21 protein-coding genes are annotated in these 26,694 nt (G+C 72.5%); 2 read left to right on the top strand and 19 right to left on the bottom strand.

Annotation, left to right across the window (positions count from 1 at the left end):
• Nucleotides 1-7: 7 nt before the first annotated feature.
• From AB0915_RS04550 to AB0915_RS04460, 19 genes are all read right to left on the bottom strand, one after another.
• A complete protein-coding gene (locus AB0915_RS04550; protein ID WP_366689676.1) occupies nucleotides 8-2,842 on the bottom strand; it encodes an AAA family ATPase in 2,835 nt (944 codons plus the stop codon).
• A 60-nt stretch (nucleotides 2,843-2,902) separates the two neighbouring features.
• Entirely contained in the window at nucleotides 2,903-3,517 is a 615-nt protein-coding gene (locus AB0915_RS04545) for an FMN reductase (protein ID WP_366689675.1), read from the bottom strand.
• Entirely contained in the window at nucleotides 3,514-4,599 is a 1,086-nt protein-coding gene (locus tag AB0915_RS04540) for an LLM class flavin-dependent oxidoreductase (protein WP_366689674.1), read from the bottom strand. The genes AB0915_RS04545 and AB0915_RS04540 overlap by 4 nt, the downstream gene beginning before the upstream one ends.
• A gap of 103 nt (nucleotides 4,600-4,702) precedes the next feature.
• Entirely contained in the window at nucleotides 4,703-5,539 is an 837-nt protein-coding gene (locus tag AB0915_RS04535; protein ID WP_366689673.1) for an alpha/beta hydrolase, read from the bottom strand.
• 132 nt (nucleotides 5,540-5,671) lie between these two features.
• On the bottom strand, nucleotides 5,672-8,428 hold the full coding sequence (locus tag AB0915_RS04530; protein WP_366689672.1) for an AAA family ATPase: 2,757 nt from the start codon (nucleotides 8,426-8,428) through the stop codon (nucleotides 5,672-5,674).
• A complete protein-coding gene (locus AB0915_RS04525) occupies nucleotides 8,425-9,312 on the bottom strand; it encodes a carbohydrate ABC transporter permease (protein WP_366689671.1) in 888 nt (295 codons plus the stop codon). Before AB0915_RS04525 ends, AB0915_RS04530 begins: the two co-directional genes overlap by 4 nt.
• Entirely contained in the window at nucleotides 9,309-10,274 is a 966-nt protein-coding gene (locus tag AB0915_RS04520; RefSeq protein WP_366689670.1) for a sugar ABC transporter permease, read from the bottom strand. The genes AB0915_RS04525 and AB0915_RS04520 overlap by 4 nt, the downstream gene beginning before the upstream one ends.
• Nucleotides 10,274-11,605 carry an extracellular solute-binding protein gene (locus AB0915_RS04515; RefSeq protein WP_366689669.1) on the bottom strand — a complete coding sequence of 444 codons (1,332 nt, stop codon included), beginning with the start codon at nucleotides 11,603-11,605 and terminating at the stop codon, nucleotides 10,274-10,276. The genes AB0915_RS04520 and AB0915_RS04515 overlap by 1 nt, the downstream gene beginning before the upstream one ends.
• Nucleotides 11,606-11,718: 113 nt before the next feature.
• Nucleotides 11,719-12,444 (bottom strand): alpha/beta hydrolase, encoded by a 726-nt coding sequence (locus tag AB0915_RS04510; RefSeq protein WP_366689668.1) that lies wholly within the window; start codon nucleotides 12,442-12,444, stop codon nucleotides 11,719-11,721.
• Nucleotides 12,445-12,491: 47 nt separating this feature from the next.
• Nucleotides 12,492-12,806, bottom strand: a complete 315-nt coding sequence (locus tag AB0915_RS04505; RefSeq protein WP_366689667.1) for a GNAT family N-acetyltransferase — start codon at nucleotides 12,804-12,806, stop codon at nucleotides 12,492-12,494.
• Between the two features lie 42 nt (nucleotides 12,807-12,848).
• Nucleotides 12,849-13,550, bottom strand: coding sequence for a GPR1/FUN34/YaaH family transporter (locus AB0915_RS04500; protein ID WP_366689666.1), 702 nt, complete (start codon nucleotides 13,548-13,550; stop codon nucleotides 12,849-12,851).
• A 14-nt stretch (nucleotides 13,551-13,564) separates the two neighbouring features.
• Nucleotides 13,565-15,451, bottom strand: coding sequence for an amidohydrolase (locus AB0915_RS04495; protein WP_366689665.1), 1,887 nt, complete (start codon nucleotides 15,449-15,451; stop codon nucleotides 13,565-13,567).
• The gene (locus AB0915_RS04490) at nucleotides 15,448-16,401 is read right to left on the bottom strand and encodes an alpha/beta hydrolase (protein WP_366689664.1); all 954 of its coding nucleotides are present in this window, start codon (nucleotides 16,399-16,401) and stop codon (nucleotides 15,448-15,450) included. The genes AB0915_RS04495 and AB0915_RS04490 overlap by 4 nt, the downstream gene beginning before the upstream one ends.
• Before the next feature lie 42 nt (nucleotides 16,402-16,443).
• Nucleotides 16,444-17,274 carry an alpha/beta hydrolase gene (locus tag AB0915_RS04485; RefSeq protein WP_366689663.1) on the bottom strand — a complete coding sequence of 277 codons (831 nt, stop codon included), beginning with the start codon at nucleotides 17,272-17,274 and terminating at the stop codon, nucleotides 16,444-16,446.
• Between the two features lie 133 nt (nucleotides 17,275-17,407).
• Entirely contained in the window at nucleotides 17,408-18,832 is a 1,425-nt protein-coding gene (locus tag AB0915_RS04480; protein WP_366689662.1) for an NAD(P)/FAD-dependent oxidoreductase, read from the bottom strand.
• Nucleotides 18,832-19,410, bottom strand: coding sequence for a DNA starvation/stationary phase protection protein (locus tag AB0915_RS04475; RefSeq protein ID WP_366689661.1), 579 nt, complete (start codon nucleotides 19,408-19,410; stop codon nucleotides 18,832-18,834). The genes AB0915_RS04480 and AB0915_RS04475 overlap by 1 nt, the downstream gene beginning before the upstream one ends.
• Before the next feature lie 92 nt (nucleotides 19,411-19,502).
• On the bottom strand, nucleotides 19,503-20,012 hold the full coding sequence (locus AB0915_RS04470) for a DoxX family protein (protein ID WP_366689660.1): 510 nt from the start codon (nucleotides 20,010-20,012) through the stop codon (nucleotides 19,503-19,505).
• Nucleotides 20,013-20,017: 5 nt separating this feature from the next.
• On the bottom strand, nucleotides 20,018-20,680 hold the full coding sequence (locus AB0915_RS04465; RefSeq protein ID WP_366689659.1) for a hydrolase: 663 nt from the start codon (nucleotides 20,678-20,680) through the stop codon (nucleotides 20,018-20,020).
• Nucleotides 20,681-21,431: 751 nt separating this feature from the next.
• Complete coding sequence (locus AB0915_RS04460; RefSeq protein ID WP_366689658.1) at nucleotides 21,432-22,439, bottom strand: LacI family DNA-binding transcriptional regulator; 1,008 nt, start codon at nucleotides 22,437-22,439, stop codon at nucleotides 21,432-21,434.
• Nucleotides 22,440-22,699: 260 nt separating this feature from the next.
• Between AB0915_RS04460 and AB0915_RS04455 the strand changes: the two genes are divergently transcribed.
• Both AB0915_RS04455 and AB0915_RS04450 read left to right on the top strand, forming a co-directional pair.
• On the top strand, nucleotides 22,700-24,028 hold the full coding sequence (locus AB0915_RS04455) for an MFS transporter (protein ID WP_366689657.1): 1,329 nt from the start codon (nucleotides 22,700-22,702) through the stop codon (nucleotides 24,026-24,028).
• 82 nt (nucleotides 24,029-24,110) lie between these two features.
• Entirely contained in the window at nucleotides 24,111-26,624 is a 2,514-nt protein-coding gene (locus tag AB0915_RS04450) for a glycoside hydrolase family 3 C-terminal domain-containing protein (RefSeq protein WP_366689656.1), read from the top strand.
• The last annotated feature ends 70 nt before the right edge of the window (nucleotides 26,625-26,694 follow it).

Raw genomic sequence — 26,694 nt, 5'->3', positions numbered from 1 at the left:
GAAGCGACTACTCTCCGTTGTCACGATGCTTCACCAGCAGGGTCAGCTCGGCGCGCGAGGAGACGTCCAGCTTGGTGAAGGCCCGGCGCAGGTGCGAGCTCACCGTGTGCGGTGAGAGGGAGAGGTGTTCGGCCGCCTGCTGGTTGGTCAGCCCTCGGGCCACGAGCCGTACCACCCGTAGCTCCGCGGCCGTCAACTCGGGCCATGCATCGGAGAGTCCGGTCTTCGAGGGCCGGCGGCGGACACCGGCGGCCCGCAGGCGCCGGCGCACCCGCGCGACGTCCCTTTCGGCGCCCGCTCGCGCATAGAGCGCGAGGGCCGTCTCGAAGTAGGAGACCGCTTCCGGCTTACGGGTGGCCGCCACCTTGCGTCCGGCGTCCTCCAGCGCCGACGCCCGGGCCAGTACCCGAGGGCAGTCCTCGTACAGCCGGACGGCGCGTACGAGAGGGGCGAGGTCGTTGTCGAGGAGCCCCCGTGCGTGAGCGGCGGTGGCGGCGAGGAACGGGAGGCCGGGATTGAGCACGGCTCGCTTCTCGGCCATGGCGACCGCCTGCACGGCCCGTTCGTGCCTGCCTGCGCGCAGCGCCATACGGACGAGCACCGGGGCGTCGGCCGGGTCGATCAGGCCGGCGTAGGCGGGGCGGTCCGCGGCGGGCGACGTCATCACCGCGTCGAGTTCGGCCATGGCGCGGTCGGGCAGGCCCTCGAAGTCGGCCATCAGCGCCAGCATCCAGGTGCCGAAGTGCCGGACGACGGGTGCGCCGTCACTCCGCATGCGCCTCGCCTCCGCCGCGTACGCTTCTGCGGTCTGCCGGTCGCCGGTGTGGAGGGCGACGCGGAGCATCACGTACCGGAGCGTGACGTCGGCGAGGTTGCCCGGGCCGGGATCGTCGGTCGCCGGAGACGCGGCTTCGGCGTCGGCCCGGGCGTCCGACAGCCGTCCGGTCTCCAGAAGGATGCGGGTGCGGGTCATGAGCCACATGCGGGTGGCGGCCGTCCGGCCCTGCTCCCCGGTGACCCGGATGCCTTCCTCCGCGACGGCGAGCGCCTCCGCGGTGCGTCCGGTGGTGTTCGACAGGAGGGCGTGCCACAAGGCCTCCGGCACCCACAGCGAGGTGCTGACGCCCAGGGCTTCGGCCAGCGCGGCGGACCGCTCGGCCTGCCGGAACGCCTCGGCCAGGTCCATGCGGTGGAAGCTCACGGCCGAGCGGACCGTCGTCAGCGTGGCCTCGGCGGTGCGGTCCCCCGCTGCCGCCGCGGTCTCCCAGGCCTCCGCGGCGACCTGCTCGGCCGCCGCGTGTTCGCCCGACATCGACAGGCCGACGGCGAGCATGGCGAGCAGTCGCCCCCTCGCGGTCAGGGAGATCCCGGGCAGTGCCGCCCCGGCGCGGGCCTGCCGGACCGCCTCGGAGAAGTCGAACTGTACGGCGAGGCGTGCCAGGGCGAGGCGTATGAGCGCCTCGCCCTCGGGTCCGAGACCGCCGGCCGCCAGGGCGGTGGCTCCCAGTTCACGCGCCTGGGCGGCCCGGCCCGTCTGCCAGAGCAGCGGGATCGTCTCGGCGATGACCCGCGGACGCTCCGGAGCGTCCGCCGCGGTGAGCTCCAGGGCCTTGAGGCTGCGCTCCGCGGCGGGTCCAGGAGCGGTGGCCGCGAGTTCCGCCGCTTCGGTGCGCAGCCGGTCGGCCTCCGCGGCGTCCCCCGGCGCCGCCCTCTCGGCCTCCGCGGCATCAGCCGGTGCTCTCCCCGGCGGCAGCCCGGCGGCCTGACGGCTCAGGGCCTGACGCAGGGGCAGGGGGAGGCCGGCTTCCACCGCCTCGCGGATCAGGTCGTGGCGGAAGGCGAGGCGATCGCCGCTCTCGGCGAGCAGATCGGCGTCGAGGGATTCCCGCACGGCTGTGATGAGCGCCGCCGAGGACCTGCCGAGCAGTTCGGCGAGCAGCGCGACAGTGACCGTGCCGCCCATGGCGGCCGCCGTCTGCACCAGCTCCCGCGCCTCGTCGGACAGCTGGTCGAGACGGCGCACGACAGAGGGGAGTTCCCGTGGGGCGGGGTGTCCTGCCGACAGCCTGGCCATGCCGTTCTCGATCGTCACCGCCTCCTCTCGCAGCGAGCCGAGCAGTTCGACCAGCAGCTGGGGCAACCCCTCGGCGCGCTTGGCGAGACGGAGGACGTCCGGATCGGGAGGGGCGCCCAGGACGTCCTCGGTGATCCGTGCGACCGCCCGGTCCCCCAGGGCTCCGAGGACCAGCCCGTGTGCGCCCGCCTGACGGATCCTGTCCAGGGTGGTGCGCACCCCGGACGGCACGCTGCCGGCGCGCACGGCGACCAGCCACAGGATCCGGTGCGACGAGAGGCCCGCCGCGAGGGTGTGGAAGGTGAGAAGGGTCAGGTCGTCGCACCACTGGAGGTCGTCGAGGACGACGAGCAGGGGTCCGTTCCGAGCCGCCTCCCGCAGGCGGTCCCCCAGCTCCTGAAGCAGCCAGAACCGCTGGCCGGGTGTGGCGGCGAGGTCCCGGAGGCGTTGGGCGCCCGACAGCGGTTCCTCGCCGGAGAGCACGCCTTCGAGGAGCGGGCCGAGCGGTACGAACTGTTCGTCGGGGTCCGCCGCCCCCTCGAACACCCGCGTCCCGCGCCGCCTCGCGGCCGCCGCGGCCTCGGCGAGGATCCTGGACCTGCCGATGCCGGCGGGGCCCTCGACGCGGACGATCCCGCCTTCGCCCCGGCCGAGCGCGTCGAGCCGCTCCTCGATGAACGCCAGTTCGGCGTCCCTGCCCCGGAGAGGTGTCCGTACGCCGTCGAGCCCCTCGGGCGCGGTCCTTGTCGTCACTCGGTTCACGCTCATACGGCGGAACAGTATGAACCATGTGAACCACCCCGCCCTCGCCCGGCCCGGGGGCCCGGCTCAGTCGAAGCGCAGGTCCGCGAGTTGGCGTTCGAGGACGGTGACGTCGTCCTCGGGCTCCTCCCCGACCGGGCGCGCCGCCATGAGCGCGGCGAGCTCGGCGCCCGCGCGGCGGACGCGGCCGGGCAGGCCGTCGGTGTACTCGTCTCCCCCCGAGCCCCAGTCCTCGGAGGCCGCGAACACGGCGGTGGGGACGACGACGGCGCGGAGGTAGGCGAAGAGCGGGCGCACGGCGTGCTCCAGGACGAGGGAGTGGCGGGCGGTGCCGCCCGTCGCGGCGGTCAGGACCGGCTTCCCCGTGAGGGCGTCCGGGTCGATCACGTCGAAGAAGGACTTGAAGAGACCGCTGTAGGACGCCGCGAACACGGGAGTGACGACGATCAGGCCGTCGGCCGCCGTCACCGCGTCGATCGCGGAGCTCAGTCGCGTCGGTGGGAATCCGGTCACGAGGTGGTTGGCGATGTCGCCGGCGAGTTCGCGCAGCTCCACGACCTCGGTCGACGGCGCCTGCCCCCGGCCGGTGAGTTCGTCGCGGGCGGATTCGGCCAGCCGGTCCGCGAGCAGGCGGGTGGAGGAGGGGGTGCTGAGGCCCGCGGAGACGACGGTCAGCTTCACGCGGCGGACACCTCCCGGGCGGCTCGGAGGGACGCGTGTGTGGGGGCCTCCGGCACGTCGGCCGGACGCCCCTTGGCGAATTCCCGCCGCAGTACGGGCACGACCTCCTCGCCGAGAATGTCGAGCTGTTCGAGGACGGTCTTCAGGGGCAGGCCCGCGTGGTCCATCAGGAACAGCTGGCGCTGGTAGTCGCCGACGGCCTCCCGGAACGACAACGTCCGCTCGATGACCTGCTGGGGAGAGCCCACGGTCAGCGGGGTCTGCTCGGTGAAGTCCTCGAGCGACGGGCCGTGGCCGTACACCGGCGCGTTGTCGAAGTAGGGCCGGAACTCCCTTACGGCGTCCTGGGAGTTCTTGCGCATGAAGACCTGTCCGCCCAGGCCGACGATCGCGTCCTCCGGCCGGCCGTGACCGTGGTGCGCGAACCGGCGCCGGTACAGCTGCACCATGCGCCGTGTGTGGTCGGCCGGCCAGAAGATGTTGTTGTGGAAGAAGCCGTCGCCGTAGAAGGCGGCCTGCTCCGCGATCTCAGGAGACCGGATGGACCCGTGCCAGACGAAGGGCGGGACGCCGTCCAGGGGCCGCGGTGTCGAGGTGAAGGCCTGGAGCGGCGTACGGAACGTGCCCTCCCAGTCCACGACGTCCTCGCGCCACAGCCGGCGCAGCAGCGCGTAGTTCTCCTTGGCGAGGTTGATGCCCTGGCGGATGTCCTGCCCGAACCACGGGTAGACGGGACCGGTGTTGCCGCGGCCCAGCATGAGGTCGACCCGGCCGTCGGCCAGGTGCTGGAGCATCGCGTAGTCCTCCGCGATCTTCACCGGGTCGTTGGTGGTGATCAGAGTCGTGGCGGTGGACAGGATCAGCTTCTCGGTGCGGGCGGCGATGTAGCCGAGCATGGTGGTCGGCGACGACGGGACGAACGGCGGGTTGTGGTGCTCGCCGGTCGCGAAGACGTCCAGGCCGACCTCCTCGGCCTTGAGCGCGATGGCGACCATCGCCTTGATGCGCTCGCGTTCGGTCGGAGTGCGGCCGGTGGTGGGGTCGGGGGTCACGTCCCCGACGGTGAAGATGCCGAACTGCATGGGGGTGTCTGCTCTCCTGAGCTCGTCCGGTTCCCGCGGGGGGAACCGGGGGCCGGGGTGACGCCGGGGCTCCGGCGTCAACCGGCGGGTCAACGGTGCGGTGTCACTTCGCCAGGAAGGCGAGGAGGGCGGTGTTGACCTCTTCGGCGTGGGTCCACAGCAGACCGTGCGGGGCGCCCTCGATCTCGACGTAGTCGGCCGCCGGAAGCGCCTTGTGGAAGGGGCGCGCCGTGCCCTCGGCCGGAAGGATGCGGTCGGCGGTGCCGTGCAGGATCAGCGCCGGCACGTCGACGGACGGGATGTCGGCGCGGAAGTCGGTGTACCAGGTCGCCGGCGCGGCGGAGGCGGCGAAGGAGCCGCCGCGGGCCGCGGTGTCCCAGCTGTTGCGGACGGCCTCCTCGCTGATGCGGGTGCCGAGGTTCTCGTCGAGGTTGTAGAAGTCGTTGAAGAAGGCGGTGTAGTAGGCGTACCGGTCGGCCTTGACGGCGGCGACGACGCCGTCGAAGAACTCCTTCGGGGCGACGCCGTCCGGGTTGTCGTCGCTCTTGAGCAGGCAGGGCTCCAGGGAGGCCAGGAAGGCGACCTTGGCGACGCGGCCGGAGCCGTACGTCGAGACATAGCGGGCGACCTCACCGGTGCCCATGGAGAAGCCGACGAGGACGGCGTCCCTCAGGTCGAGGGTCTCCATCACCGTGTTCAGGTCGGCGGCGAAGGTGTCGTAGTCGTAGCCGGTGGTCGGCTGCGAGGACTGGCCGAAGCCGCGGCGGTCGTACGTGATCACGCGGTAGCCGGCGTCGAGCAGCGCGGCGCTCTGGCGCTCCCAGGAGTGGCCGTCGAGCGGGAAGCCGTGGATGAGGACGACCGGCCGGCCGGCGCCCTGGTCCTCGAAGTACAGCTCGATGGGGGTGGTGTTCTCCTGGCCCACGGTGATGTACGGCATGGGTGTTCCCTCGTTTCCGGTGGACTGGTCCGCGCGTCGGAGCGGCGCGGTGTGCCCGTCACGCTAGGACCGATCCCATGCCTCCTGTTGCCGTACCGCGCACCGCACCTTGCACGGGGGCGCAGAGGTCGCTCAGTCGCCGGTGGCCGTTCCGGCGTCGTCCTCCGCGAGGACGATCCGGGCCAGGTGGACCCGTGAGCGCACCGCGAGCTTGCGGAAGATCGACGCCAGATGGGTGTTGACCGTGTGCGGAGAGACGACGAGGGCCTCCGCGGCCGACCGGTTGGTGTGACCCGCGGCGATCAGCCTGGCCACCTTGCGTTCCGAGGACGTGAGCGCGTCCCAGCCCTGGTCGGTGCGCGGCCGGAGGCGTCCGGTGCGCCGGCCTGGGCGGCGTGCGGCCCGTTCCAGATCGACCCGGACCTGGTCGGCCTCGGCATCGGCCCCGGCCTGGGCGTAGAGGTCGTGCGCCCTGGTCAGGGCAGGTGTCGCGGCGGCGGCGCCCGAGGTCAGCAGCGCCCGCCCGAGGTCGGCGGACGCGGCGGCGAGCGCCAGCGGCCGGGGGCCGGTGAGGAGGATGTCCACCGCCCGCTCCAGGAGTTCGTGGTCGGTGTTCACGAGGGCGGACGTGTGGGCGGCCGTCCCCTGGGCGGTCGGCACGGTGGGGTTGCGGGTGGCGTGTTCGGCGGCCTGGGCCGCGAGGTCCTCGGCCAGCTTCCGGTCCCCGCCGCGCAGGGCGATGTGCACGGCCTGGACGACATGCGGGCGCAGGAGCCGCCACCGGAGGAAGGGGTGGTCCCGCTGCACGGACCGGACGAGTTCGGCCGCTGCCGCGTGGTCGCCGTCGGCGTCGGCGACGACGGCCTCGAAGTACTGGTGCGTGGCGTGGTTGCCCGTGTTCGGCCGGTCGGCCACGGCCGCCCGCACGACGTCCAGGTGTTCCCGCGCGGCTTCGCGGTCGCCGCGCAGCATCGCGAGGAGGCCGCGGTTGACGCGGATGTTGACCAGGTTGCCGGGCAGGTGGAGGTCCGCTTCGAGCCGCTCGGCGGTGACGAGGTCGGCGTCCGCGTCGTCGAGGCGGCCGAGCCCCGTGTTCAGGGTTCCCTGGGCCCAGGTCAGCATGGCGGGGCGCAAGGGAGCATCGCCCGCCGTCCGGAGCAGTCGCCGTGCGGTGTCGAAGTCGTCCATGTGGATCCGGGCGACGGCCTCTTCCGGGAGGAAGGCCGTGTCGAACACGCTCAGGGCCGTGTGGTGTTCGACGGCGGCGGCGCAGTCGCCCGCGTTGAGCGCGATCTCGCCGAGACCCCACAGAGCGAGGACGCGGGCCTCCCGGTCACCGGCCCGCTCCGCCTCGGCGAGCGCCCGTTCGCCGGTCTCGCGCGCGGCCGCGAGGTCGCGCCCGCGGGACCGGGCGAGGGCCTGCCGGGCGGTCAGCCGGGCCCGGATCACGGGGTCGGTGACGGCTGCCAGCGCCGTCGTCGTGCGGCGGGTCAGCTCGTGGACGTCGTCGAGGTGCCAGAGCGTGTCGCCGAGTACGCACTGCAGACGGGCGAAGACGTCCAGGGGCGGCTGCCGGGCGAGCAGCGCGTCGCCGGTGTCCCGTGCCTCCGTGTACCGGCCCGCGCGGGTCAGCGCCACGATGGCCCGTTCTCCCACGTCGTACGCCATGGGCGCACGGGCCGGTACGAGTTCCAGGGCGCGTACGGCCAGGTCGGCGGCGAGGTCGGGCATCACGGCGATCACGTCCGTGGCGGCCGTGCCGAGCAGCCCGATCGCCTCCTGATCGCCGGGTTCGGCGCTCTTCAGCAGATGCGGGACCGCGTCGGTGGAGCTCCGGCCCGCTGCGACGAGCCGGCTCGCGGCCTCACGGTGGAGCGCCCGGCGTACGGAGGGAGCGAGATCGGCGTACACCGCCTGGCGGAGCAGGTCGTGGCGGAACAGGAGGCGGTCGCCGTCGTCGTGGAGGAGGGTGGCCGCGATCGCCTCGTCCACTTCGGCGCTGAGTCCGGAGGCGGGCCGGCCGCACAGGGCGGCGGCGTCCGCTAGCGAGAACGCGCGGCCGAGGACCGAGCCGATCCGCAGGAAGTGGAGGGTGTCCGGCCGGAGGTCGGCCAGCCGGTCGCGTACGCCGAGGACCAGCCGCTCGGGCGGTTCCGGCCCGTCCGCGCCCGACGCCGCGATGCCTGCGAGCATCTCGGCCGCGAGGAAGGGGTTGCCGCCCGCCCCGTCGAGGAGCTCATCGACCCGCGTCGGCACGTCCCCGCCGAGGACGTCGCGTGCCAGCTCGGCCACGGCCGTGTCGGACAACGGCCGCAGCGGGAGGGTCGTCGGCCGCGGCCCCTGCCCGTACAGTTCCGGGTCCTCCCGGCCCGTGAGCAGCCAGAGGACCGGGGAGCTGAGCAGCCGTGCCGGCATAACGCTCAGGGCGAAACGGCTGAGCGGGTCGGCCCATTGGACGTCGTCGACCGCGATCAGTACGGGCGTGCCCGCCGAGCGTTCCTCGATCAGCTGTGCCAGTCGTTCCACGAGCCAGATGCGCTGGTCGTGGTGGCCGGCGAGGTCCGCGAAGTCCGTGCCGGCGAGCAGTGGCGGGTCGCCGTGCAGGAGGCCCGAGGCCAGTGAGGCGAGCGGTGCCAGTTCGTGCAGTTCCTCGGCGCGTCCATGGCTGACGAGGAATCCGTGGGCCCGTGCGAGCGAGACGGCCTCCCGCAGCAGCGAGGTCTTCCCGATCCCGGGCTCGCCCAGGAGCAGCGCGATCGCTCCTCCCTCGCCGTCGCGCACCGTCTCGACCAGGGCGCGCAGCCGCTCCAGCTCGGCTTCGCGGCCTCGCAGCCCGGGCCTGCTCAGCCCCGTCGCCGCGCCTTGTTCCTCGGGCCGGTCGGAGCTCATCCCTTGACCGATCCGGCGAGCAGTCCCCGTGCGAAGTGCCGCCGGAGGGAGAAGAAGACGAGCAGCGGGACGAACGCCACCACGAAGGCTCCCGCGGTGAGCCGCTGCCACTCGTTGCCGTAGGTCCCGGCCATGCTGGCCAGTCGGACCGTCATCGGCGCGGTCTCGGCCGTTCCGCCCGACAGGGTCAGGGCCACGAGGAGGTCGTTCCATACCCAGATGAACTGGATGACGGCGAAGCCGACCAGGGCCGGGCGGGCCAGCGGCAGCACGATCCGGAGCAGCAGCGTCCCGTGTGACGCGCCGTCGACGCGAGCTGCCTCGATCAGGTCCCGGGGCAGCCCGGCCAGGAAGTTGTGCAGGAGGAACACCGCGAACGGCAGCGCGAAGGCCGTGTGGGCGAACCAGACCTGGCCGAACCGCGCGGGACCGGTGAGGTGCCACGCGGGCAGGAACAGCCAGCCCTGGGAGAAGAGCTTCAGGAGCGGGACGAGCGCCATCTGGAGCGGCACGACCTGGAGCGCGAAGATGCCGACGACGAGCGCGTCGCGCCCCCTGAAGTCGATCCAGGCCAGGGCGTACGCCGCGAGGAAGGCCAGGACGAGGGGGAACAGCACCGAGGGAACGGTGATGACGACGGAGTTGACGAAGTACTCCGCGAGCCGCCCCGCCCCGTTCCCGCCGCCGGAGAGCACCTGGCCGTAGTTGTCGAGCGTGAGGTGCGGCGTACCGAACAGGGTCCACCAGCCCGTCGTCTTGATCTCCTCCTCGGGGCGCAACGAGGAGAGCAGGAGACCGAGGGTCGGTGTCGTCCAGAGGACCGCGATCACCACGGCGACCCCCGTGAAGGAGCGGGAGGTCAGACGCTCCCGGACGCCGTTCACCCCGTCCTCCGCTGCGCCCTGACCTGGTGGGCGACGAAGGGGGTGACGAGGAGGAAGAGGAGCACGGCGAGCGCCGCGCCTCGGCCCGTCTCGCCGTAGCGGAAGGCCTGGTCGTACATCTCTTGGGCGATGACGCCCGTGTCGAACTGTCCGCCGGTCATGGTCTTGACGATGTCGAAGGCCTTGAGGGTGCCGATCGCCTGGGCGAGGAGCACGACGAGCAGCGTGGGCTTGATCGACGGCAGCGTGATCCGCCGGAAGATCTGCCGGGGGGACGCGCCGTCGAGCAGGGCCGCCTCGGTCAGCTCCGTGGGTACGGCCCTGATCGCGCCGGCCAGCAGGACGGCCGCGAAGCCCGCCTGCGTCCACACCGTCGCCACGATGAGGAACAGGACGTTCCAAGGAGAGTCCACGAGCCACTGCCTCGGTTCGCCGCCGAACGCAACGACGAGCTGGTTCAGCAGCCCGATCTGCCCGGCTTCCGCGGGACGGTAGGCGTAGACGAACTTCCAGACGACGCCCGCGCCGACGAAGGAGATCGCCATCGGCGTCAGGACGAGGGACAGCGCGAACGCTCTGAACCGCCACCGTGCGACGGCCGCCGCGTAGAGCAGACCGACCGCGGTCGACGTCAGCGGCACGAGGACCACCCACGCCAGGGTGTTGCGCAGCGCCACCAGCGCCCGGTGGTCGGTGAACATCCACACGTAGTTGTCCAAGCCGGCCCATGTGCCGCCCCCGCCGTCGGTGAACGACAGCGCCAGAGTGCGCAGACCGGGCAGGACGAGACCGACCGCGAGCAGCAGCAGCGCGGGGGCCAGCAGGATCAGGGCCGCGGCCCTCCTCCGTACCGGCCCCCGGTGCAGTGCGAGCAGGATCAGGGCGACCACCGCCCCGAAGGCGGCGACACCCTGGAGCAGGTACAGCAGCTTGGGCTGCTGGGCGACGGCGTCGAACGACATCAGTGGCTCGGCCAGGACCGTTCGACGGATTCGGCGACCTGCCGGGTGCTCGCTCCGCCGATCCAGTCGACGGCTCCCTTCCAGAACGTCCCGGCGCCGACCGACGCCGGCATCAGGTCCGAACCGTCGAACCTGAACTGTGTCCTGGGGTCCTGGAGCAGCTGGATCGAGAGCCGGTCGACGGGGGTCGCGGCGTTCGCCGGATCCACGCCCCTGTTCGCCGAGACGAACGGGCCCTTCTTCATCCGCGCGTTCGCGAAGTCTGCGGAGGCCAGGTACTCCTGGAACGCCCGCACCTCGGGACGGTCGGCGAACGCCGCGGTGAACACCCCACCGCCCAGTACGGGGCGGCTCGCCGGGTCGGCCCCCGGCAGGAGAAAGGTGTAGACGTCCTTGTCGGGTCCGATCTCGGTGCCCTTCGGCCACATGCCGGCGTAGAACGAGGCCTGGCGGTGCATCGCGCAGTCGCCGGAGAGGATCGGTGTACCGGCCTCCTGGAAGGAGATCGACGCCATCGACCGGGCCGGACCGAAACCGCCGTTGGCGTACCGGTCGTTCTTGAGGATGGACCCGACGGTGTTCATGGCCTTGATCACACGGGGGTCGTCGAACGGGATCTCGTGGGCGACCCATTGGTCGTAGACGTGCGTGCCCTGCTGGCGAAGGAGGACGTCCTCGATCCAGTCCGTCACGGGCCAGCCGGTCGCCTCGGCGGACTCGATGCCCGCGCACCACGGCTTGACGCCCGATGCCGCGACCTTCTCCGTGACGGCCATCAGCTCGGTCCACGTGCGGGGAACGCTCAGTCCCCTGTCGCGGAAGAACTTCGGGGAGTACCAGACGAACGACTTCACGTTCGCGACGAGTGGCGTGCCGTAGAGGGTGCCGTCCACGGTCGCGTATCGGTTCCAGTCCGCCGACCAGCCCTGCTTGGCGAGGGCCGCGACCCCGGCGCTCACGGGCTTCAGCTTCCCTGCCCGCGCGAAGCGCTCCAAGAGACCGGGCTGGGGGAAGAACGCCACGTCGGGCGCGTTCCCGCCGTCGACCCGGACCTGGATCTGCGCCTCGAACTCCCCGTCCCCCTCGTACTCGACGTCGATTCCCGTGCAGTCCGCGAAGTCCGCCCAGGTCTCTTCGAACAGATCGGCCTCCCGGTCCCGGTTCTCCGCGTAGACGGTGACCTTGGTGCCGGGGTGCTTGCCGTACCGGGCGTACGGTGCGCAGTCCGCGGTGGTGTGCGAGCGCGAACCGCTGTCCTGCGGGGCGCCGCAGGCGGTGGCGGTGACGGCGAGGGTGATGACGGCGAGCGCGAGCCTCGCGCCGTACCTCATGGGTGTGCTTCCTCCGATCGCCCGCCGCATGTTCTCGGCGGGCGTTTCGGAAAGCTACAGCGTTCGAACGAGATAGACCAATCGTTCGATGTTCAAGCGTCGGATCAACAGGATCAGTGCCCGGTGGACCGGGCCGCGTCCATGATCAGCTCCGCCACGGCCTTGGGCTGGGCGAGCATGACCAGGTGCGAGGAGTCGACCTCGACGGTGGTCATGCCGGCGCGCCGGTAGCCGAATCGCTCCACATCGGGATTGATCGTGCGGTCGGCGGAGGCCACCAGGCCCCACGAGGGCTTGGTCTTCCACGCCGCGACCGGCGCCGCCTCCGAAAAGGCCCGCGCGGCCAGGGGGCGCTGGGAGACCGCGAGCACCGCGGCGAGGTCGGGGGCGACGTCCGCCGCGAACAGGTCGGGGAACCGGTCGATCGCCACCGAGACGTCGGTGCCGGTCTCGTGGGAGCCGGCCACCGGGAACGGGGTGTGGACGAGCGCGTCGGCGAGACCGGAGTCGGGGAAGCCGCCCTGCAGTTCGCCCAGGCTCTCGCCCTCCTCGAGCGCATATCCCGCGAGGTACACCAGGGCGCGGACGTTGTCCTCCGTACCGGCGAGGGTGATGACGGCGCCGCCGTAGGAGTGCCCCACCAGGATCACGGGGCCTTCGACGGCACGGACCACCGAGGCGATGTACGCGGCGTCGTCGACGAGGCTCCGGTTGGGCACCGCCGGGGCTATCACCTCCAGACCGGCGGCGGTCAGTTCGGGGATGACACGGGCGAAGCCGGAGGCGTCGGCGAAGGCGCCGTGGACCAGGACGACGGTGGGGCGGGCGTGTCGGGCCATGCGGGAACTCCTCAGAGAGTGGACGTGGAAGGCGGTGGTGGGGTGGTTCAGAGGCCGAAGCGGGCGCGGTGCGCCTCGGGCACCAGGTCGGCGTACTCGGGGTGCTTGCCGATCCAGCCCCGGATGAAGGGGCAGTACGGCAGGACGCGCAGCCCGCGGACCCGGGCGTCGTCGAGGGCGCCGCGGGCGAGCATCCCGCCCAGACCCTGGCTGCCGAAGCGGGGATCGATCTCGGTGTGGATGAAGGCGATCTCGCCGTCCGAGAGGTGGTACTCGGCGAAGCCGGCGGTCTCGGTGCCGTCGTCGCCGGCGAGGATCTCGTACCGGGACTTCTCGGGCCGGTCGGTCACTCGGGGTTCCATGGGTGCTCCTGTGCGGTCGTGGTGTGACGGGGGCGGCCGCGCTCAGAGGGTGCGGCGCACGCCCGCCTGGCGTTCCAGGTTGCGGAGCTGGACGGCGAGGTCGCCTTCGACGGCGAGGTGGGCGGGGCCGCTGCGGCCGATGGGCAGGACCTGCTCACTGCGCATGTCCTCGAGCATGAGGGCGAACGCCGTGTACATCGCGACGACCGCCACCAGCAAGCCGAGCGCCCCGGACGTGCGCGTCAGCCATTCGGCGCCGGTGAGGCCCGCGAGGCCGGTGGTCGCCCAGCGGGGCAGGGAGACCGCGAGGACGAACCACAGCGCCCGCTTGGGCCCGGTCACGGCGGTCATCAGCGCGCCGAAGCAGAGGAGTGCCAGGTTGAAGACGCCGAGGACCTTCAGGCCGTCGGCCGCGCCGCTGAGCATGATGAGCGAGTAGGGCAGCCAGCTGCCGGCGAACACCGCCATCAGGGTCGCCGCGATCACATCGCGGGCGCCGAAGGCCAGGAAACTGACCAGGAGTTGAAGCACGAAGGCCGGCAGCACGGTGAAGGCGACGGCGGTGCGGGCCTCCTCGCCGAGGATCCCGAGCTGGAGGCAGCCCGTCATCACGGACGCGATGGCGATCGTGAAGAAGCCGAGCGGCATGGGTGAGGCGATGGGGCGCAGGTTGATCCGTGTCATCGACCGGAGGTCCGGCTCGAAACGGCGTCCCGGGGGAGCGTCCGGCGGGGCGTCAGTCATCGGATGTCTCTCTTTCAGTGATCGAAGCAGGGGTCGACGAACGACGGCTGTACATCGGGGATGGAGCCGCGCGCGACGCGCCAGCGGCGGTGCTGCTCGGACTCGGCGACGGCGTCGGCCACGAGCGTGGCCTGTCGGGCACCGCTCTGGTAGCCGCCGAAGTGGGCCACGGGGCTCCACTCGGGGCTCACCGGCGGGACGGCCTCGTCGAGACCCTCGTACTCCGCGGCGGCGTGGACGATGCGGCCGCCGACGACGGTGAGGACGGACTCGATGTCGGGGATGACGTCCTCGGGCACGGTGAGGTAGTCGTCGGAGAGGATCGCGAGGTCGGCGTACGAACCTTCTCGCAGGGTTCCCTTGACGTCCTGCTCGCCGGTGAGCTGCGCTCCGCCCCGGGTGTAGAGGCCGAGGGCGGTCTCCCGGTCGAGCAGGTTCCCCGCCGGATAGAGCGCGGTGCCGCCGACGGTGCGCCCGGTCACCAGCCAGTGGAGTGCGACCCACGGGTTGTAGGAGGAGACGCGGGTGGCGTCGGTTCCGGCGGCGACGGTCAGGCCCCGGTCGAGCATGGCGCGGACCGGCGGGGTGTGGGCGGCGGCCTCGGCGCCGTAGCGGTCGCGGAAGGCGGTGCCCTGGAAGGACATGCGGTTCTGGACGGACAGGGCACCGCCGAGGGCGGCGATCCGGTCCAGGCTGTCGGCCGAGACGGTCTCGGCGTGGTCGAAGAGCCAGCGGTTACCGCCGGGGAACAGTCCTTCCGCCGCGAGCTTCTCGAAGACGGCCAGGTCGCGGCGGATCGTCTCGTCGTAGGTCGCGTGGAGCCGGAAGCCCCAGCCGTTCTCCAGGAGGAGCCGGACGGCCTGCTCGAACTCGGCCTCGTACCCGGCGGCGAGCTCGGGCCGGGGCTCGGAGAAGTTCTCGAAGTCCGCGGCGGCCCAGGTCAGGTTCTCGCCCGCGCCGTTCAGCCGGAGCCACTCGTCGCCGTCCCCGGGCTTCACCATCTCGGTCCAGCGCTTGAGGTCGGCGAGCTCCTGGCCAGCCGTCTGCGGGAAGAGGTGGTAGGCGATCCGCAGGGTCAGCTCACCCGACCTGGCGAGGTCGGTGACCGTGGCGTAGTTGTCGGGGAAGTTCTGGAACCCGCCGGCCGCGTCGACCGCGGACGTCAGGCCGAAGCGGTTCAGCTCGCGCAGGAAATGCCGTGTCGACGTCCGCTTGTCGGTCTCGTCGAGGGCCGGCGCCTTGGCCAGGGTCGAGTACAGGATGAGCGCGCTCGGAGCGGCGAGGAGCACTCCGTTGGGTTCGCCGTCCCTGCCCCGTACGATCTGGCCGCCCCGAGGATCGGGGGTGTCGCGGGTGAAGCCGGCGGCCCGCACCGCGGCCCGGTTCATCAGGGCCGACTGGTACAGGTGCAGGACGAAGACCGGGGTGTCGGGGGCGGCGGCGTTCAGTTCGGCGACGGTCGGCATCCTGCGCTCGGCGAACTGCTCGGCGGTCCAGCCGCCCACGACCCGGATCCACTGCCCCTTCGGGGTGCGGCCGGCCTGCTCGCGCAGCATCGCGAGGGCGTGGCGCAGGCTGCGCACCCCGTCCCAGCGGAGCTCCAGGACGTAGTTGAGGCCGCCTCGGATGACGTGCAGGTGGGAGTCGTTGAGTCCGGGGATCACCCGGCGGCCCAGGGCGTCGACGACCTTCGTGGCCGGGCCGACGAGGTGGGCGAGGTCGTGGTCGTCGCCGAGGGCCGCGATCCGGCCGTCGTGGATCGCGACGGCGCGGGCCTCGGGGCGGTCGGGGTCGCCGGTGAACACCTTCGCGTTGCGGACGAGGAGGTCGGCCTGCGCGGGTTCCCGGCGCTGGGCGGGGACGAGGCCCGCCACCGGCATGCTCGTCGAGGGCCGGGTCATGCCAGGGCCTCGCGCAGGACGTCGGCCGCGAGGCCGATGGCAAGGTCCGCGGCCCACGTGTCGCGCAGCGCGTTCAGCATCACGAAGTCGTGGATGGTGCCCTGGACGCGCAGGGCGGTGACGGGGACCCCGGCGGCGCGGAGCTTCGCCGCGTACGCCTCGCCCTCGTCGCGCAGGACGTCGGCCTCGGCCGTGACGACCAGGGCGGGCGGCAGGCCGGTGAGCTGCTCGATGGTGGCGCGCAGCGGCGAGGCGGTGATCTGGGCGCGCTCGGCCTCGTCGGTCGTGTACTGGTCCCAGAACCACTTCATGGCGTCGCGGCGCAGGAAGTAGCCCTCGGCGAAGTCGTGGTACGAGTCGGTGTCGAAGCTCGCGTCGGTGACCGGGTAGAAGAGGACCTGGTGGGCGATGCGGACGTCGCCGCGCTGCTTGGCCATGAGGGTGAGGGCGGCGGTCATGTTCCCGCCGACGGAGTCGCCCGCGACGGCGATCCGGGCGCCGTCGAGGTCCTTGTGGTGGCCCTCGCGAGCGACCCACTGGGCGACGCTGTAGTTCTGCTCGATGGCGACGGGGTAGCGGGCCTCGGGCGAGAGGTCGTACTCGGGGAAGACGACGGCCGCCCCGGTGCCGACGGCGAGTTCGCGGACGAGCCGGTCGTGGGTGTGGGCGTTGCCGAAGACCCAGCCCGCGCCGTGGATGTAGAGGACGACGGGGAGCGGGCCGGTCGCGCCGCTCGGGCGGACGATCCGGGCGCGGACGTCGCCGGTCGAGCCGCCGTGGACGGTGATCCACTCCTCGTCGACGTCCAGCAGCGGGACGCCCTCACCGCTCTGGACGTCGTCCACGGCCTTGCGGCCGTCGGCCACGGGGATCTGGTAGAGGTACGGCGGCTGGGCGGTGGCGTCGGCGAAGGCCTGGGCGGCCGGTTCGAGGACCGGACGGTTCTTCATGAGAGGTTCTCCTTCTGGGGATGTACGGGGCGGGTCGGAGCGTCAGCGGGTCGCCCGCACGGCGGCGAGGATCACGTGGGTAACCACGGCCGGGCGGGAGACGGCCACGGCGTGCGACGCGTCCACTTCGGTGATGTGCGAGCCGGCACGCTGGGCCATCCACCGTTCGGCGGCCGGCGGAATGTTCTTGTCGGCGGTGGCGATCAGCGCCCAGGACGGGATCGTCTTCCAGGCCGCCTCCCCGGCCTTCTCCTCCAGCGCGGCGGTGGCGACCGGGCGCTGGGTCGCGGCCATGACCACCGCTTCGGCGGTGGGGACATCGGCGGCGAACTGCCCGTGGAACTTGGCCCGTTCGATGAAGAGTTCGGTGCCGGTGCCACCGCCGGGCAGCGGGTACGACTGCGGGTTCACGGTGTCGCCGAGGGTGGAACCCGGGAACTTGGCGGCAAGCTCGGCCGCGCTCTCGCCCTTGTCCGGGGTGAACGCGGCGATGTAGACGAGGGCCTTCACACGGCTGTCGCCCACCGCGGCGCCACTGATGACGGCGCCGCCGTAGGAGTGGCCGACCAGGACGACCGGCCCGTCGACGGCGGCCAGCACGCTGCGCAGGTAGGCGGTGTCCGCGGCAAGACCGCGCAGCGGGTTTGCCGGGGCCAGGACGGGGTAGCCGGCGTGCTGCAGCCGCCGGATCGTGCCGCTCCAGCTGGAGGCGTCCGCGAACGCTCCGTGGACCAGGACGATCGTGGGCTTGGGGTCGTGCCGGTCGGTGCCGGCGGCGGCCGGGCGGCTCGCGGGTGCGGCGGGTGCGGCGCCGATCAGGGCGGCCAAGGTCGCGGGCATGGCGAGGGCGAGGGTGCGCCTCGTGAGATGCATGGGTGGGTGTTTCCTTGTCGGGTGGGGAAGCGTTCGGGTGTGCTCGATCGAGCGGGAGGCGGTGCGCCGCTCGGGCGGAGGGGGTGCGCCGGCTGGGCGGACGGGCCCCGGCACGGGAGAAGTGGACCAGGCCTCAAAGGCCGTACGCCTCCAGGAGCCGGAGCCAGACCTCGCTCACCGTCGGGAAGGCGGGCACGGCGTGCCACAGGCGCTCCAGGGGGACCTCGCCCACGATGGCGACGGTGGCCGTGTGGATGAGCTCGGTCGCCATCGGACCGGTGAGCGTGCAGCCGACGACGACCCCTCGGGTCTCGTCGACGACGAGCTTGGCGTGGCCGCGGTAGTCGTCCGCGTGGAGCGCGGCTCCGGCGACGTCGTCGATGCGGTACTCCACCGCGCGTACGGCGATGCCCGCTTCGCGTGCGGCGCGTTCGGTGAGACCGACGCTCGCGACCTCCGGACGGGTGAAGACGGCCTGGGGGACGGCTGCTTGGCCGGCCCGCGCACTCCACGCCTGCCGGCCTCCGGTGCCGGCCGGTCGGCCCGCGGCACGCTCAGCGATCGCGGCGGCGCAGGCGCGGGCCTCGTACTTGGCCATGTGGGTCAGCGGCGCCCGGCGGTTGACGTCGCCGACGGCGTAGAGCCAGTCGCCCTCGACCGCGGTGACCCGACAGGTGTCGTCGACCGGAAGCCAGCCGCCCGCCTGCAGTCCGACGGAGTCGAGACCGAGGTCGGCCGTGCGCGGGCGACGGCCCACGGCGGCAAGGACCTCGTCGCAGACGAGGGCGGTGCCGTCGTCGGTCTCCACGGTCACGGTACGAGTGGTCTCGTCACGGGCGGCCCGGACGGCCGACACCCCGAAGCGGATCCTGACGCCCAGATCGCTCAGCCCCCGGGTGACCTCTTCGCCGGCGCACGGCTCCCAGCCTGTGAGCAGGGCCTGGTCGCGGACGAGGAGCGTGACAGAGGCGCCGAGCGAGCGCCACGCGGTGGCCATCTCGCAGGCCACCACTCCCCCGCCGATGACCACGAGCCGCGCGGGCACCGCGTCGGCGGTGGTGGCCTGCCGGTTGGTCCACACACCGATCCGGTCGAGCCCTTCGACCGGTGGAAGGGCGGGTTCCGTGCCGGTGCAGACCACGACCGCGCGCCGGGCCCGCAGGGTACGGACCATGCCGTCGGCCCGGGTCACCTCCACCCGGCGCTCACCGGCGAGCCGTCCGTGCCCCCGTACGAGCGCGATGCCCGCCCCGTCGAGCCAGTCGGCCTGGCCGGTGTCGTCACCGCGCCCGGTGAAGCGGTCTCGTCGGGCCAGCACCCGCGCGGGGTCGAGTGCCGCCGTGACCGCCTGCCGGGCCCCGTCGACCGAGCGGGCCTCCGCTCGGGCGGCGCTGGGACGAAGCATGGCCTTGCTCGGCACGCAGGCGCGGTAGGAGCACTCGCCGCCGACCGCGTCGGCCTCGACGACGACGGCGGTCAGCCCCGACCTGACGGCGCGGCCGGCGACGACCTCGCCGGCCGGCCCGCCGCCGACCACGACGACGTCGTACGTGTCCATCAGCCGTGCACCAGAGGGGTGTCCACGAGGTGCTCGGCCAGGAACCACACCTGCGCCTCGCCGGTACGGATGACGTCGGAGACGAGCAGGTCGGTGCTGCCCTCGTCGCCCTCGGCCGAGATCCGGGCGGCGGCGTCCCGGGCGTCGATCAGGATCCGCTCGTGCGCGTCGAGGAGCCGCGACAGCATGACGGGAACCGGCTCCACACCGTCCGGAGGCCGGGGGATCGCGGTCAGCTCGGCGACGTGGCGCGGGTCCCCGACGGCGACGCCGCCGAGGCTCTGGACGCGCTCGGCCAGCGCGTCCACGATGGCCAGTTGGGCCTCCGCGTGCTTGTCCAGCATGAGGTGGAGCGAGTAGAAGGTCGCTCCGCGCATGAGCCAGTGGTGCTTCTTGTAGAGGGAGTACAGGATCTGGGTGTCGGCGAGTACGCGGTTCAGCCGCTGGCAGGCGTACATGCGGGTGTCGTGGCCGAGGCCGATCGGCAGCTGCTTGAGCGTGCCGAACGCCTGGGTCTCGGCGCCCTTCTGATGCAGCAACGGCTGGCCGCCGCCGTGTGAGGTGGTGAGGGTGTCCATCGAGTACTCCTGTACAGGGAGAGGTGGGTGAGTGGGCCCGGTCGCCCGGTCGGGGTACGCGGGCGACCGGACCCGGTCTGCGCGGCCCGCGCTCAGCGCTCGGCGATCGCCGGGGCGGCGGGGGTCCGGTGCAGGACGAGCCGGGTGAGGAGCCCGCTGCCGAGACCGGCGACGAGCGCGAGGGCCGCCCACCACAGCGGGTACGCCGTGAGGCCGAGGGCCGCGTCGAGGGACCAGGCGCCGGGACCGGTGGCGGCGAGGGCGGCGGCGGTGCCGATGAGGACGAGCGGGTACTCGTAGCCGTCGTTCTGCACCCAGAGCCCGTTGTGCCACTTCACGGTGAGGGCGACCGTCATGACCCCGATGGCCCCGGTCGCGGCGAGCGGAGTCAGGAAGCCGGTGGCGAGCAGCAGACCGGATCCGATCTGACCGCCGCCCGCCGCCAGGGCGGTGAGGACACCGCCGCGGAAGCCGTCGCCACGGAACTCCTCGGTGCCGCCCCGCAGTCCCCTGCCGCCCAGGTGGCGACTGACCTTCTGCACCCCGTGGCCGGCCACGAGCAGTCCCACCAGCAGACGCAGGATCAGAATGCCGGTGTCCACAGGGGTCAGCCGGCCGCGTGCGCGCCGATGACCGACTGCGCGTACACGACACCCAGGCCGTACGCGCCCGCGTGGGCCTTGACGATCTCCATGACCGCGCCGTACGTCTCCTGACGCGCCCAGTCGCGCTGCAGCTCCAGGAGCACCTGCACCCAGGTCACCGGCACCGCGCCGGCGGCGATCATCCGCTGGAGCGCGTGCTCGTGGGCGGCCGGGCTGACGCCACCGGAGGCGTCGGAGACGACGTACACCTCGTAACCCTGCTCAAGCGCCGACAGCGCGGGCAGCACCAGGCAGACCTCAGTCCACAGACCGGAGAGAATGATCTTCTTGCGGCCGGTCGCCTTGACCGCCGCCACGAGCGCCTCGTCCTCCCAGGCGTTCATGGTCGTGCGGTCGATGACCTCGTGCTTGGGGAACACCTCGGCGAGCTGCGGCAGCAGGGGCCCGGAGAACGACTCGGCGGCCACCGTGGTCAGAACGGCCGGCACATCGAACGCCTGAGCCGCCTTGGCGAGACCCACGGTGCTGTTGATGATCGCGGCCCGGTCGCCGCTCCCGGTGCCGAAGAACATCTGCGGCTGGTGGTCCACGAAGAGCATGACGGAGTTGTCAGGCGTGAGCAGATCCTTGCTCGGGGCGGCCTGCACCTTGCTGACGTCGAACATGAGGGGTCCTCTCGAAGCAATCGGTAACGTGCCCGCCGCGTCCGCGGCCCGGCACTTCTTCAAGCTACGAGCGACCAGACCGACCGTGTTGTCCTCCGGCGCCCAGGAGTTGGCACGACCGCGCACAACCGGTCAAGGACCAGAGCCGCGCAGTGTCACAGGCGCGAACGCGCAAGGCCGCGAGGCCGGCACACTCGCCCCGAGACACCCCCCGAAACGGTGCGTAACCACACACCAACCCAACGAAGGGCCGCCTCACCAGCGGAAACACGGCCAGGGACGGGCCGCGGCTGGGGAGAATGAAGCCGCCCCGGGGAGCGGCTGGGGAGAATCGACCGCGTAGGACGGCGTCACTGCGAAAGCCCCGGAAACGAGCAAATTCGCAGATCAGCCCGGCTCGTGCAGCAATCTGCACATACCCTCCCCGTGGGTCGCGCCCGCGGAAGAGCCGGACTGGCGCGCCGCACCCCCCATCCATCGGAGCACAGGAATCTCCGACCACCGCGCGAAAGCCAAACCCTCCTACACAGGATCGCGTGACGTTCACGGAGCAGCCTCTGCAAGAGCTCGCGGAGGCCGGCGGCCGGATCGTCAAGAGCGGCGGTCCGGGCTCCGTGAACTGGCCGTCCCGCATCACCGCGGCACGCAGGTCGGGAAAGATCCCCGAGACGAAGGAGCTCTACGGAGGCTGGTGCCATGTAGCCCGGCATCGGGGCGGACCTGGCTACCCATGGTCCCGGCAGCCTTCGCGTCAGGCGGAGACGCGCGTGATGATCCTTGGACGGGCGATCTCTGCGAGGTCGGGGGCGAGTTCCTCGTCGCGCAAGAGCCGCTCGATGGAGGAGGCGACCGCCGCCGCGCCTTCGACCGGGTCCAGGTAGGTCGTGGTGAGGGCAGGACGGAGGGCGGCGCCGAGCGGGTGGTTGTCGGTGCCGACGACGGCGATGTCCTCCGGTACGCGTAGACCGGCGTCGGCGAGGGCCTGGAGGAGAACGAGCCCGAACTCGTCGTTGTACGTGTAGACGGCGTCCGGCCGGCGCCGCGGGTCGCGCCAGAGTTCGACGGCCGGGGCGAGGCTCTCGGTCGTCAGGGCGCAGTCGACCCTCTGGACGGGGACGCCGGCCTTCCCCGCGACCGTCGTCACGGCGTCGAAGCGGTCGCGGGCGAGCTCGGCGATGTCGCCGCCGGGGACGAGGCAGGCGAGGCGGCGGTGCCCGCGGTCCAGGAGGTACCGGGCGGCCAGGTCCGCGACCGAGACGCTGTCCACGATGACGGTCGGCGCGTACGGCACGGGGCGGCGGGCTTCGAGGAGGACGTGGTCGACACCTGCCCGGCGCAGGAGTCCCACCGCCTCTTCGGGGCACCGGTCGGCCGCGACGAGCACGGCGGCAGGGCGGTGCTCGGCCCACCGCCGCGCTCCGGAGACTCCGCTCGCGTCGCGATCGCCGTGGATGAGCAGGGTGAGTCCGCGTGCGGTCAGTTCTCGGTCGAGGTGCTCCAGGTAGGCGGTGCGGGCGAGGGCGAGCGGCAGGCGCGGCATGGGGTACAGCACGATGTTGCTGCGGCCCGCCCGAAGCATCCGCGCGGAGGCGTGCGGGGTGTATCCGAGTTCGCGTACGGCGGCCAGCACCCGGCGCCGCGCCTCGTCGCTGATGGGCCGGTCCCGGTCGTCGTTCAGGACCGAGGACACGGTGGTGCGGGAGACCCCGGCAAGGCGGGCGACGTCGGCGCTCGTCGGGCGGCGCTGGGCGGGGCTCACGTCGGGTCGGCTCCTCGATCGAGCGATGGGCACGTGTCCATTGCGTTTCCGTCATCCTACGGGGCGCGGAAAAGAATCTCACCTGACGCTCTTGTTTCGCCCTCCACAGCCATGTCAGGGTTGCGCCACACCGGGTGGACACGTGTCCACTACGCGATGGGCGCGTTGCGCACGCGCTTTCGGCCAGGTGCCCCGACCTCATGCCTTTCGCGGTCACCGCCTGTTCGCGCCCCTACCCCGAACCCACGGAGGTGTCCCCCATGGACACAGTCGATCCCGCGACGCCCGCCCCCGGAGGCATCGACGCTCCTGCGGCACCCGCCCCCAGCGGCATCCCCACACCATCGGCACCCGGGCCGGCTCCGGAGCCCTCCCGGGTCGGCCCGGGATTCATCACCGCGCTGACCGGTGCCTACTTCGGTACGTGGCTGGCGCTGCTGCCCGCGGCCCAGATCACGCTCGCGCTGCGGGTCCAGCAGATCGCGCCCGACGACAAGGCCGCGGTGCTCTCCCTGGTCCTCAGCGTGGGCGCCGTCGTCGCGCTGCTCGGCCAGAACGTCTTCGGGCTGCTCTCCGACCGGACGACCAGTCGCTTCGGCATGCGGCGGCCCTGGATCGCCCTCGGCTCCGTGTCCGGAGCCGCGAGCCTCGTCCTGCTCGCCACCGCGGCGAACACGGCGCTGCTGGTCATCGCCTGGGCGCTCACCCAGCTGACGTTCAACATCCTGCTGGCCGGGCTCAACCCCGTCGTCGCCGACCAGGTCCCGCCGGCCCAGCTCGGCCGGGTCACCGCCCTTGCGGGGATGACCACCCAACTGGGCGTGGCCGGCGGCGCCTTCCTCGTCCAGGCACTGCTGCCCGACCTGACCATCGCGCTCCTGGTCCCCGCGCTGCTGTGTCTGGTGGGTTGCGCGATCCTGCTGCGGATCCTGCCGGACCGGCGCCTCGACCGCGCCGACGTCCCGCCGATGACCTGGCGGACCTGGCTGAGCGCGTACTGGATCAGCCCCCGCCGGGCTCCCGACTTCGCGTGGGCGTGGCTCTCGCGCTTCCTGGTCGGGTTCGGAAACGTGACCCTCAGCAGCTACCAGACGTACTTCCTCATGGACCGCTTCGGATACGACGAGGACGCGATCGGCGGCGTCGTGTTCAAGGTCCTGCTGGTCAGCGCCGTGTGCATGGTCGTGGCCAGCTTGGTGTTCGGAGCGCTGTCGGACCGTCTGCGCCGGCGTAAACCCTTTGTCCTGCTCTCGGCGGTCGTGCTCGCCCTCGCCCACGTGATGGCCGCGTTCGCTCCGTCCTTCGGCTGGTACCTCGCGGCGAGCGCGGTCGCGGGCGTCGCCTCCGGCTGCTTCCTGGCCGTCGACCTGGCCCTGGTGACCGGAGTGCTGCCGTCGCGCGCCGACACGGGCAAGGACATGAGCGTGTTCCACCTGGCCCAGGTGCTTCCCCAGTCGCTGGCCCCCGCGGTCGCTCCGCTCTTCCTCGCCATCGGCGGCGGGGACAACTACGCGGCCTTCTTCCTCGCCGGAGCGGTCATCGGCCTCATCGGAGCCGTGTGCAACCAGCGCATCAGATCGGTCCGGTGACCTCCTTGCGCCTTCGCCTCGGCCGTTTCACGGCCTTCATCCCGTACGCAGGGCCCCGGCCCAGACGAGGAGGAATACCCTCATGACCCAATCCACCGACACGACCACCGCCCCCGCCACCACGCAGGTGATCGAGGCGGCGCTCGCCCGCCTCGACCTGGACGCCAAGACCCGCCTCCTGGCCGGCCAGGACCTGTGGTCCCTGCCCGCCCTGCCCGAGATCGGGCTGGCCTCCCTGGTCATGTCCGACGGCCCGGTCGGCGTGCGCGGCTCCGGCTGGACGCCGGATGACCCGTCGCTGACCCTGCCGAGCCCGACCGCGCTCGCCGCGAGCTGGGACCCGGGGCTGGCCCGGCGGGCCGGCCGGGTCCTGGCCCAGGAGGCCCACCGCAAGGGTGTCCACGTCCTGCTCGCCCCGACGATCAACCTGCACCGCTCCCCGCTGGGCGGCCGGCATTTCGAGGCGTACTCCGAGGAGCCGCTGCTCACCGCCAGGATCGGTGCCGGTTACGTCACCGGCGTACAGGAGAGCGGTGTCGCCGCCACGCTGAAGCACTTCGTCGCCAACGACGCCGAGACCGACCGCTTCACCGTCGACAACCACGTCGACGAGCGCACGCTGAGGGAGCTGTACCTGGCCCCCTTCGAAGAGATCATCGCCGCCGCGAACCCGTGGCTGACGATGTCCGCGTACAACTCGGTCAACGGTTCCACCATGACCGAGCACCGCCCGCTCCAGGTCGGCGTGCTGCGCGAGGAATGGGGCTACGACGGCGTCGTCGTCTCCGACTGGCTCGCCGCCCGCGACACCGTACGGGCCATCGAGGGCGGCCTGGACGTGGCCATGCCCGGCCCGCACACCGTCTTCGGCCCGGCGCTCGCCGCCGCCGTACGCAAGGGCGAGGTGGCGGAGGAGAGGGTCGACGCCGCCGTACGCCGTGTGCTGCTGCTCGCCGCCCGGCTCGGGCTCCTTGCCGGGGCCGCACCGGCCGTCCCCTCCCCCCGGCGACCCGCGCCCGACGACGGGACCGCCTGCGCTCGGGAGATCGCCACCCGCTCCTTCGTGCTGCTCCGCAACGAGCGGCGGATCCTGCCCCTGGACCCGGCCCGCCTCGGCGGCACCCCATCGCTGAACCCGGCCGGTATCGGCGGCATCGCCCTCATCGGCCACGCCGCCCGCCACGCCCGCATCCTCGGGGGAGGCTCGGCCACCGTCTTCCCCCGCTCCGTCGTCTCGCCGCTGGAGGGCCTGCGTGCCGCCCTGCCCGAGGGCACCCCGCTCACCTGGGTCCGGGGCGCCGACCTGAGCGACGGCCTGTCCCCGGCTTCCGACGGCTTCACCCTGCGCGCCGTCCTCCGGGACGCGCACGGCGCCGTGCTCGCCGAGCGGCCCCTGCCCGACGGGCGCATCCGGTGGCTGGCCGAGACCCTGCCGGGCGGCGCCGACTTCGACGCGCTGGCGACCGTCGAACTCGTCGGCACGTTCGTCCCCCGGACCGGCGGACCGCACGAGTTCGGCACCCGCGGCCTGGGAGCATTCCGCCTCACCGTCGACGGCACGACGCTCTACGACGGCGTCCACCGCCCCGCCGACGCCGATCCCCTGGCCGCCATCACCGGCCCCCCGGTGTCGCGCGGCTCCGTGGACCTCACCGCAGACGAGTCCGTCGAGGTCAGCCTGCTGGCCTCGGACCCGAAGACCGTCTACGGCTCGCTGCGCGGTGTCACCTTCGGCCTCGCCCACCGCGAACCCATCAGCGGGGACGACGAGTTGATCGAGGAGGCGGTCGCCGCCGCGACGGCCGCCGACACCGCGATCGTCGTCGTCGCCACCACGGAGACCGTCGAGAGCGAGGGATTCGACCGCGCCGGCCTACGGCTGCCCGGACGCCAGGACGAACTCGTCGCCCGAGTCGCCGCCGCCAACCCCCGCACCGTCGTCGTCGTCAACGCCGGCGCGCCCGTCGAGATGCCCTGGCGCGAGGACGTCGCCGCAATCCTGCTGACCTGGTTCCCCGGCGAGCAGGGCGGCGCAGCACTCGCCGACGTCCTCCTCGGCCATGCCGAACCCGCGGGCAGGCTCCCCACCACCTGGCCCGGACGCCTCGACGAGACGCCGGTCCACCGGGTCACCCCCAGGGACGGTGTGCTCCGGTACGACGAGGAGGGGTTCATCGGCTACCGGGCATGGCAGCGCCACGACGCCGAACCGGCCTACCCCTTCGGGTTCGGACTCGGCTACACCGACTGGGAGCACGAGCACATCGAGGCCGTCGACACCCGCACCGTACGCGTCCGGATCCGCAACACCGGCCATCGCCACGGCCGCACCGTCGTCCAGGTCTACGTCAGCCCCGCAGACCGGACCACCGCCGGCGGCCCGCCGCGCCCCGACCGGTGGCTGGCCGGCTTCGCCTCCGTCACCGCGGACCCGGGACAGACCGCCGACGTGGAGATCCCCCTGCCCGAGCGGGCGTTCCAGGTCTGGGACACCGCCTCCTGCGCCTGGACCACGATCCCCGGCCGCTACACCGTCCACGCCGCGCACGACGCGGTCACGCCCACGCTCTCCACCGAGCTGCGGATCACCGGCTGACCGCCCCACCGACCGCTGTGGGACCGGGACCTGACAACCGGTCCCACAGCACCCCTTTCTGCTAGGAGAC

The organism is Streptomyces sp. NPDC048411, from assembly GCF_040704695.1.
Taxonomy (GTDB): Bacteria; Actinomycetota; Actinomycetes; order Streptomycetales; family Streptomycetaceae; genus Streptomyces.
This window is presented reverse-complemented; position numbering and strand designations above follow the sequence as displayed.